8 protein-coding genes and 1 pseudogene are annotated in these 9,001 nt (G+C 73.1%); 5 read left to right on the top strand and 4 right to left on the bottom strand.

Features of this window, described 5'->3' with window-relative positions; genetic code table 11:
• Positions 1-257, top strand: a pseudogene (locus tag AC51EU_RS23160) (hypothetical protein); the annotation flags it as partial.
• Between the two features lie 131 nt (positions 258-388).
• Here the strand turns inward: AC51EU_RS23160 and AC51EU_RS23155 are convergent.
• Positions 389-1,762 carry a rhodanese-like domain-containing protein gene (locus AC51EU_RS23155; RefSeq protein ID WP_496268968.1) on the bottom strand — a complete coding sequence of 458 codons (1,374 nt, stop codon included), beginning with the start codon at positions 1,760-1,762 and terminating at the stop codon, positions 389-391.
• A 183-nt stretch (positions 1,763-1,945) separates the two neighbouring features.
• Between AC51EU_RS23155 and AC51EU_RS23150 the strand changes: the two genes are divergently transcribed.
• The 3 genes from AC51EU_RS23150 to AC51EU_RS23140 all read left to right on the top strand — a co-directional run bounded on the left by AC51EU_RS23150 (position 1,946) and on the right by AC51EU_RS23140 (position 5,028).
• Complete coding sequence (locus tag AC51EU_RS23150; protein WP_496268967.1) at positions 1,946-2,746, top strand: GntR family transcriptional regulator; 801 nt, start codon at positions 1,946-1,948, stop codon at positions 2,744-2,746.
• Complete coding sequence (locus tag AC51EU_RS23145) at positions 2,731-3,543, top strand: sulfite exporter TauE/SafE family protein (RefSeq protein ID WP_496268966.1); 813 nt, start codon at positions 2,731-2,733, stop codon at positions 3,541-3,543. The genes AC51EU_RS23150 and AC51EU_RS23145 overlap by 16 nt, the downstream gene beginning before the upstream one ends.
• Before the next feature lie 270 nt (positions 3,544-3,813).
• Positions 3,814-5,028 carry an NAD(P)/FAD-dependent oxidoreductase gene (locus tag AC51EU_RS23140; protein WP_496268965.1) on the top strand — a complete coding sequence of 405 codons (1,215 nt, stop codon included), beginning with the start codon at positions 3,814-3,816 and terminating at the stop codon, positions 5,026-5,028.
• Between the two features lie 138 nt (positions 5,029-5,166).
• Here the strand turns inward: AC51EU_RS23140 and AC51EU_RS23135 are convergent, their stop codons facing one another.
• Positions 5,167-5,973, bottom strand: coding sequence for a hypothetical protein (locus tag AC51EU_RS23135; protein WP_496268964.1), 807 nt, complete (start codon positions 5,971-5,973; stop codon positions 5,167-5,169).
• Between the two features lie 210 nt (positions 5,974-6,183).
• Between AC51EU_RS23135 and AC51EU_RS23130 the strand changes: the two genes are divergently transcribed.
• Positions 6,184-6,750, top strand: a complete 567-nt coding sequence (locus AC51EU_RS23130; RefSeq protein WP_496268963.1) for an AMIN-like domain-containing (lipo)protein — start codon at positions 6,184-6,186, stop codon at positions 6,748-6,750.
• 58 nt (positions 6,751-6,808) lie between these two features.
• Here AC51EU_RS23130 and AC51EU_RS23125 read toward each other — a convergent pair whose 3' ends face one another.
• Both AC51EU_RS23125 and AC51EU_RS23120 read right to left on the bottom strand, forming a co-directional pair.
• Entirely contained in the window at positions 6,809-7,699 is an 891-nt protein-coding gene (locus AC51EU_RS23125; RefSeq protein WP_496268962.1) for a S1 family peptidase, read from the bottom strand.
• A 181-nt stretch (positions 7,700-7,880) separates the two neighbouring features.
• Entirely contained in the window at positions 7,881-8,951 is a 1,071-nt protein-coding gene (locus AC51EU_RS23120; RefSeq protein WP_496268969.1) for a MerR family transcriptional regulator, read from the bottom strand.
• Between the last annotated feature and the right edge of the window lie 50 nt (positions 8,952-9,001).

The raw sequence follows: 9,001 nt of genomic DNA, 5'->3' as shown, positions 1-9,001 counted from the left end.
TCGCGGGCGGTCTGGCGCTGACCGGTACCCAGGCGGTGGTGCGCCCCGATCGGGCGGGCGAGGCGTCCGGCGTGACGAAGGCCGCCCTCACCGTGACGGCCGGCCTGGGCATCCCGCTGGCCACCGCCTCCGGCCGCCCGTCCCTCCAGCTCCCGGCGGCGGCCTGCCTGACGGCGGCCACCGCGCTGACCTGGGCCTGGGGCCGGGAACGGAGGAGGCGGGCCGTCGTCCTCGACGTGGAACGGGCCCAGCAGTGACGGCCGCGCGAGAACCGGTCGCCCGCGTAACACCCTCTCACCGGTGCACGCCCCCGTAGGACGGCCACCGAGCCCCGCCCCGACCGGCCGTCCCGGCGTACCGCTCGTGCAACAGCCGCCCCAACTCCCCCTTACCTCACCGGCATCCCCACTGCCTCGTACCCCCCGATCACATCGCACACGTCCGTGAACCCTTCCGCCTCCAGCAGTGCCGCCGCTATCACCGAGCGGTTGCCGCTGCGGCAGTAGAGGGCCACGGGCCGGGACGGGTCGAGGGTGTCCAGGTGGGCGGGGAGGGTGGCGAGGGGGATGTTGCGGGCGCCGGGCAGGGCGCCCGCCGCGTACTCGCCGTGGTTGCGGACGTCGATCACCTGCGGGTGGGCGGCGTCGAGGTCGTCGGGGGCGATGCGCCGGCTCGTGGTGGTGAGGTCGGGGCGTGCGGCGAGGGCCGGTGCCGGGTCGGGGACATGGCCGATGACCTGGTCGTATCCGATGCGGGCGAGCCGCGTACGGGCCTCGGTCTCGGTGCCGGGCTCGGCCAGCAGCACGATCGGGGTGCCGGGCGCGACGACGCTGCCCGCGTACTCGGCGAACCGGGTGGCCAGTCCGGCGTGCAGGGAACCGGTGAGGTGGCGCTCGGTGTAGGCGTCGAGCGGGCGGCAGTCCAGGAGGGCCGCGCCGCGTTCCGCGCGGGCCGCGCACGCCTCGTCGAGGGTGAGCGCGGGCAGCGGCGCGTCCTCCAGGAGAGGGTGCCCGTCCCGGTTGAGGGCCACGTCGTGGGCGAAGTAGCCGGGGGCGGCGGGCTGTCCGGCGGTGACCAGGCGGACGAACTCCTCCTCGGACATGGGCTGGAGGGCGTAGTTGAGGCGTCGCTGGTCGCCGATGGTGGACGTGGTCTCGGTGGAGAGATTGCGTCCGCAGGCCGATCCGGCGCCGTGCCCGGGGAAGACGCGGGTGGTGTCGGGGAGGGTCAGCACCTTGTCGTGCAGGGAGTGATAGAGGCGGGCGGCCATGGCCTGCGGGGTGTGGCCTGCGGCGGAGAGGAGGTCGGGGCGGCCGACGTCGCCGACGAAGAGGGTGTCGCCGGTCAGGACCCCGAACGGTTCGGTGTCGCCGGGCTGTTCCCGGACGACGAGGCAGATCGAGTCGAGGGTGTGGCCGGGAGTGGCGAGGACGGTGAGGGTGACGCCGCTGTGCTCGTCGGGGCCGAGGTGGATGCGTTCGCCGTCCTTGAGCGGCCGGCTGGGGAAGCCGGTGCGGGCGGCCTCGCCGAAGGCGATGGTGGCGCCGGTGGCGCGCGCCGTCTCCAGGTGTCCGGAGAGGAAGTCGGCGTGGACATGGGTCTCGACGACGAGTTCGATGCGCAGCCCGGCCGCCTCCGCGTCGCGCAGGTAGTCGTCGATGTCGCGTCGGGGGTCGACGAGGACGGCTCGTCCGGTGGTCTCGTCACCGATCAGATACGAAGCCTGGGAGAGACAGTCGAGGTAGTACTGCGCGAAATGCACGGTCGGCCTCCTGGGGCACGGGTCGTACGGGCGCTCGTGCGCTCCGGGCGGGTCGCCCGGACACACCACGTTGTGCGGATGCACGGATGTACGTACATTAGGCAGCCGATGGAATGACGACAAGTCAGCCCCCCTCGTCACACAAGCCGAGCATGTCCCCGTACGTATCCGGAGGAACCGATCATGACGACCGAGCCGCAAGGCGGCGATCACGGTCCGCGCCCCCTGGACCGGCGCTCCCCGCTCCCCTTGTGGGCCCAGCTCTCCGCCGATCTGCGCCGGCGCATGGAAGCCGGCGCGTTCGCCGAGGAGTTCCCCGCCGAGCACCGCCTCACCGGCGAGTACGAGGTGAGCCGGCACACGGTCCGTGAGGCGCTGCGCAAGCTCCGCGCCGACGGCCTGGTCATCGCCGAGCGCGGCCGCGCCAGCCGCCTGGACACCCGCCGCATACAGCAGCCCCTCGGCTCCCTCTACAGCCTCTTCCGCGAGCTGGAGGGGCAGGGCGTGGAGCAGCGCAGCGAGGTGCTGCGGCTGGAGCGCACGGCCGACGCGACGGTCGCCCGGCACCTGGAGCTGGTCGACGACGCCCCGCTGGTCGTCCTGGAGCGGCTGCGTCTCGCGGACGGCGAACCCCTCGCCCACGACACCGCGTACCTCCCCGCCGAGATCGCCGAGCCGCTGCTGGACGCCGACTTCGGCCACACCTCGCTCTACGGCGAACTGTCCGGCCGCTGCGGGGTGAAGGTCACCGGGGGCCGGGAGCGCATCCTGCCGTTCCTGCCGGACATCCGGCAGGCGTGGCTGCTCGGTCTCGCCGACCGGGAGCCCGCCTTCGCGATCGAGCGCCTCGGCCGTGCCGGGAACCGGCCGGTGGAGTGGCGCGAGACCGTCGTCCGCGGTGACCGCTTCGCCTTCGTCGCCGAATGGTCCGACGAGAGCCGGGCCGTCGCCCTCGCCCCCCGCGCCGCGTGTCCGTCGTCATAGCCGCGACGGCGCTGCCGTGCGGACTGCTGATCGGTGTGCTGCTGGGCGCGCTCGGCGGTGGCGGATCGATCCTCGCGGTGCCCGCCCTCGTCTATCTCCTCGGCCAGACGCCGCGGGAGGCGACGGCGGGCGCGCTGGTGGTGGTCGCGGTCGGTTCGGTCACCGGGCTGGCGTGCCATGCCCGCGCGGGCCGCGTCCGCTGGGGCGCCGGTCTCACCTTCGGGGCCCTCGGCACCGCGGGGACCTTCGTCGGCTCCCGCTGGAACGCCGCGGTCGATCCCACGGTGCTGATGGCGGCCTTCGCGTGCCTGATGCTCACGGTGGCGGCGGCGTTGGTGGTCCGGACGGTACGGGAGGGACGGCAGGACGGTGGCGCCCGCGCTCCGGCCGCTCCCCCGCCGCCCCCGGGGCACGGCCTGCGGCGTCTCGTCCGTCCCGCGCAGGTCGTGGCCACCGCGACCGCCGTGGGGCTGCTGACCGGTTTCTTCGGTGTCGGCGGCGGTTTCGTCGTCGTCCCCGCCCTCACGCTGGTGCTGGGGCTGGAGATGCCGGTGGCCATCGGGACGTCCCTGCTGGTCATCCTCGTCAACTCCGCCACGGCGCTGGCCACCCGGGCGGGCGGCGAAACCTTGGACTGGCCGCTGCTGGCCGGTTTCGCCCTCTGTGCCGCCCTCGGCAGCTACCTCGGCAACCGCCTCACGACCCGTCTGTCACCCCGCACCCTCTCCACCGCTTTCGCCTCCCTCGTCGCCGCTCTCGCCCTCGCCATGGCCGCTACTGCTCTGCCTCATCTGTAACGGGGCGGTCGTCGAGCGGGGGCGGTTCTCAACGGGGGGCGGCCCTCAAGTCCGCTCCGACGGCGCCTGTCTCGTCCGTAACGCCGTCCAATTCCCCTACAGGGGACACGCCCAGCGCCCCTGCGTCCATCAACTCACCGCACCGGGCAGCACCTTCACCCCCACCCCGGCTCCCACCACTCGGCCACCACCCGCGACACTCGAAGCGCCCCCCACGTCACCTGTACCAACGGCCCGAACACCCTCCCTCTCCCTCACAGGAGGACCACCGTGTCATCCGCCGCATACGGCATCGCCCACCACCAGATCATCATCATCGGCGGCGGCACCGCCGGTATCACCGTCGCCGCCCGGCTGCGTCGCGCCGGCGCCCACGACGTGGCGGTCCTGGAACCGTCCGAGTCGCACTGGTACCAGCCGCTGTGGACCCTGGTCGGCGGCGGCCAGGCCCCGCTGCGCGCCTCGCTGCGCACCTCGGCCGAGGTGATGCCGAACGGTGTCCACTGGCTGCGCGAGCGCGCCACCGCCATCGACCCCGAGGCCCGCACGGTCACCACCGGCACCGGGCGTGTCCTGTCGTACGGCCGGCTGGTGGTCGCCCCCGGACTTCGCCTCGACTGGGACGGCGTACCGGGCCTCGCCGCGGCCGTCGGCCACGACGGCGTCAGCAGCAACTACCGCCCCGATCTGGCGCCCCTGACCTGGGACTTGATCCGTACGATGCGCCAGGGCACGGCGGTGTTCACCATGCCGGCCGGCCCGGTCAAGTGCGGTGGCGCCCCGCAGAAGATCGCCTACCTGGCCGCCGACCACTGGCGCAAGAAGGGCGTCCTCGACGCGATACGCATCGTTCTCGTCATTCCTGAACCCACCCTCTTCAAGGTGCCGGTCTACAACCGTGCCCTGGAGGAGGCCGCCCGCCGCTACGGCATCGAGGTCCGGGTACGGTCCGAGGTGACCCGCGTCGACGGTCCCGCCCGCGAGGTCGAGATCACCGACCACGCCACCGGCACCAAGGAGACCGTCGGCTACGACCTGCTGCACGCCGTCCCGCCGCAGCGCGCCCCCGAGTGGCTGGCCGAGGGCCCGCTCGCCGACCCCGCCTCCCCGTTCGGCTACCTCAAGGCCGACCGTGCCACGCTCCGCCACCCCGACTTCCCCGAGGTGTTCGCCCTCGGCGACGTCGCCAACCTGCCGACCTCCAAGACGGGCGCGGCCATCCGCAAGCAGGCCCCCGTCGTGGTCGACCACCTCCGTGCCGACCTCGGCGGCCGCCCCGCCACCACCGCCTACGACGGCTACACCTCCTGCCCCCTGGTCACCGCCCGGCACAAGATGCTGCTCGCCGAGTTCGACTACGACCTGGAACCGTCCCCCTCGTTCCCCCTCATCGACACCACCCGCGAACGCACGGACATGTGGTTCCTCAAGCGGTACGGGCTGCCGCAGATGTACTTCCGCGCCATGCTGAAGGGGCTCGCGTAGGGGTCACCGGGCGGCCCGGGGGTCCCGGGCCGCCCGGGGCGGCGGGGTGCGGGGCGGCGTACGCGGACAACGTGTGCCATTCGGAGGTCGAACCGCGCGCGTACCACCACAGGCATGAATCCACTCCCAGCAGCAGCCCTAAGCCGACTCCCCCTCCCCCTCCGACAGTTCGCGGAGTTCCTCGACGAAATCGCGGATGACCGGGGCATTGCGAACGGGGACGTATTCGGAGGTTGTCTTCTTGGTGCCGTCAACGCGTATGTGGAAGACGACTTCTGAGCGGGCCGAGGTGGTGGTCTTTTTCAGGTGCGGCCAGCCGATCAGGGCGGGTGAGTCGTCGCGGTGGGCGGCGGGGAGGACGACGCCGTCGGGGGTGACGGCGATCCGGCCGATCGTGACATGACCCTCGGATTCCACTGCGGCGTGGAGTTCTTCCAGCAGGCGGGGGCGGAGTTCTTCCTCGATCGTCGCGCTCAGTCGGGACTGGCCCAGGACATGGAGCAGGCGGATCGCCGGGCTGCCGTCGGCGGGCCAGATCATCAGGAATCCGAAGCGTGTCGTCATTTCCACGCCGCCGGAACGGAAATGCGTCTCCCCCTCTTCGAGGAATTCGCTGAAGGAATCGATGTCCTCCCAACGCAGCACCTGGAGACAGGCGTTGGTGTGGACGAGCAGGAGGCCGTTCTCGTACACGAGCACCTTGCGGACGCCGGAGCGGGGCGGGAGGTGGCGCAGGGCGACGATGATGCCGACGAGCAGCGCGATCATCGCGGGGATGGAGAGGTAGAGGTTGCCGAGGGCGACGTACAGCAGCGTGCAGAGCATCATGTAGGGGATGACGAGGTATTCCTGTCCGCGCAACCGGCGGCGGACGAGGTGGACGGCCAGGCGCTCGCCCAACCCCTTCTTCTCGGCGACGGAATCGTGGTGCTGCTTCGTGCTCACGGCGGTCTCTTCTCTTGTGTGTGACGTTGTCGTCACGAGAGTACGCAGCCGAGGGGATCTTGCCTCCGGTTCGTCCGAAGGGATTCGGGCACCCGTTTTCGCGACAGCTTCGCCCTTCCGGTGGCCGGAAGTCGATCTCCGTACAACGCCGTTGGACCGCCGGAAGTCGTCCCGCGTGCACAGGTAGACGATTCACTTCCGGGAGAGGGCATGCGAAAGCTGATGACGGCGGGTGTCGCACTGGTGCTGGCGGCCGGCGGGGTCGTGGCCGGCGCCGGGACGGCGGGCGCCGCGACCGGTCGGGGCGGCTCGGACGCGGTGTGCTCGGTGCGGTGGGGCAGCGGCACCAAGTCGGCGGACGGTACCGGCTCCACGCCGTTGCGGAACATCACGACGCGCCAGGACCGCTGCTACGACCGCATGGTCTTCGACGTCGGCCGCGCGAGCGGGGCGACCGGGTACCACGTCGGCTATGTGGACGCGTTCCACCAGGACGGTTCCGGCAAGCCGATCCCGGTGAAGGGCGGGGCCGTTCTCCAGGTCCTGGTCTCCGCGCCGTCCTACGATCCCGAGACCATGGACGCGTCCTATCCGGGACGGGCCGGGAAGCCGCTGCCGGGGGTGGACATCGGCGGGTACCGGACCTTCCGCGACACCCGGTTCGGGGCGAGCTTCGAGGGACAGACGCAGGTCGGTGTGGGGGTGCGGGCGAGGCTTCCGTTCCGGGTCACCCAGTCCGGGTCCCTGCTGATCGTGGACGTGGCGCACCACTGGTGACGGTGTGCGAGGGGCGGGCCCGGTGAACGCCGGACCGATCCGGGCCCGCCCCGGCGCGTCAGTGGCCCGCCCGCTTCCAGGTCTTCAGGAGAGCCGGTACGTCCGCGAAGGCGGCGTCGGCGGGTTGGCCGCACACCTTGCCCGCCGTCTCTCCGGCGAAGCTGAAGATCCCGACAAGTTCGGGGCCCCGGCGTCCGTGCACGACCAGGGGGCTGCCGCTGTCGCCGGAGCACATCGTCGTCCCGGCGCCCTTGAGGTCCCGGGCGCAGAAGACCGATGCCCCGTCCACGACCGCCGGGGTCTGTGCGGCGCATGCGGCGTGGGTGCGGACGTTCAGATCGCCCCGGCGCAGGACATCGCCGCGGATCTCCTTGTCCGGGTGCTCCGGGTCCGGCGCGGCCGTGATGCCGTGGGCGTAGATCGACACGTCGGTGCCGGGCCGGGGGCGCTGCGGCGCGACCGGCAGCGGCTCGACGCCGTGCACGGGGGCGGCGAGGCGGATCTCCGCGAGGTCGCCGGCGGCCGAGGAGAGTTCGGGGCGCCCGGGGTCGGCGGGGGACGGCAGCAGCCGGTAGTCCGGGTGGGAGGCGATGGCGCGGATGCCGCGGACGGTGCCCGGGTCCCGGGACAGCACCGCGGACCCGATGTGCACCTCCAGCCGGTTGGCGTCCACCCCGTCGAGGCAGTGTGCCGCGGTGAGTACGCGGTCGGGTGCGACGAGGACGCCGCCGCACGACGCCCGGGGCAGCAGGGGCCCGTCCCCCTTCCCGGCCAGGGTGGCGAGCCAGGGGGCCGCCCCCGGTCGCGGCAGTTGCGTGCCGCCGGACATCGCCTCGGCCGGGGCGGCCGCTCCCAGCGCCGCCACCGTGACCAGCGCCGCGCCGAGCATCGCGCCGCCCCGCTTCCGGCGGGTGTGCCGCGGCGTCCCCCGCTTCGTTCCCCTGCTCACGTATGTTCCTGCCCCTCGTTCGGCCGGTGTTCCGACGGTCGCGTCGGATGTTTCCGGCGGTCCCGAAGGACGCTAACGGGGCGCGGGGGGCGGGGGATCGGCCGCGCGGCGTATCGGTGATCGTCCTGTGGAGGTACGGGCCCGTACGCCGTACCCGCTCAGGTCGTACGGGCCCGTGTCGTCACGACGCCGTGGGCGGGGCGGCCGGGACGACGTCGGCGACCACGCAGCCGATGTTGTCGGGGGCGCCGGCCTCGTGCGCCAGGGCGACCAGGTCGTGTACGGCCTGTACGGGGGTGTCGGCGGCGGTCAGGGCCCGGTGGAGGGTGTCGGTGGGCACCACGCCGTAGAGGCCGTCGGTGCAGAGCAGATAGCGCTCGCCGGGGTGCGCGGCGAGGAGTTCGAGGTCCGGGGTGAACTCCTCGCCGCCGTCGAGGGAGCGCAGCAGCTGGGCCCGCTGGGGGTGCAGTGACGCCTCCTCGGGGGTGAGGCGGCCCTCGTCGACCAGCGACTGCACCAGGCTGTGGTCGTGGGTGATCCGGAACAGTCCGGAGTCCCGCAGGACATGGGCGCGGGAGTCCCCCACGTGCAGCAGGGCGATCCGGGAGCCGGCGAGGAACAGGGCGGTGAGGGTGCAGCCCGTCTCCCGTCCGTCGGACGTGCCGAGGCGCCGGACGGCCCGGTGGGCGTGGTGGGCGTGGTGGGCGGCCTCCTCCAGGGCGGTGAGGGGGTCGTCGAGGCCGAGGTCCGCGTCCTCCAGGGGCGCGAGGGCGGCGATCGCGGCGGCACCGGCCGGGCCGCCGCCGGGCCCGTAGCCGTCGGCGACGGCGAGCAGGCGCGGGCCGGCGTGGACGGAGTCCTGGTTGACGCGGCGGACGAGTCCGCCGTCGGTCAGCGCGGCGGCGCGCAGGGTGTGCGGTGCGGTCATGGTGGTGTCCTCCGTGGACAGTTGGTCGACGAGGAAGGCGGCCAGTTCGCGGCGGGACGCCGTGTCCGCCTCGACCCGGGCCCAGTACGCCGCGACGGCCCGTGCCGCCTCCCGGGGAGGCAGCGCGCAGACATCGCGGACGCGGGCCAGCGGCATCCCGAGCCGGCGCAGCCGGGCGACCAGCCGGGCGCGTGCGAGCTGCGCCGGGGCGTAGTGGCGGTAGCCGGTGAAGGGGTCGACGCGGGCGGGGGTCAGCAGCCCCAGCTCGTCGTACAGGCGCAGCGCCTTGGGCGAGAGCCGGGACGCGCGGGAGAAGGCGCCGATGGTGAGGAGGGAGCGGTCGTCGTACGGGGCGGACGTGGCGTGGGCCGGGC

The organism is Candidatus Streptomyces philanthi (assembly GCF_059553635.1).
Note: the sequence above shows the minus strand (reverse complement) of the source record. Positions and strands in the feature narration are given on the sequence as shown.

Excerpts from the sequence above, each read along its gene's own strand:
- AC51EU_RS23150 (WP_496268967.1), top strand. The coding sequence starts at position 1,946 with ATGACGACCGAGCCGCAAGGCGGCGATCACGGTCCGCGCCCCCTGGAC.
- AC51EU_RS23130 (WP_496268963.1), top strand. The coding sequence starts at position 6,184 with ATGCGAAAGCTGATGACGGCGGGTGTCGCACTGGTGCTGGCGGCCGGC.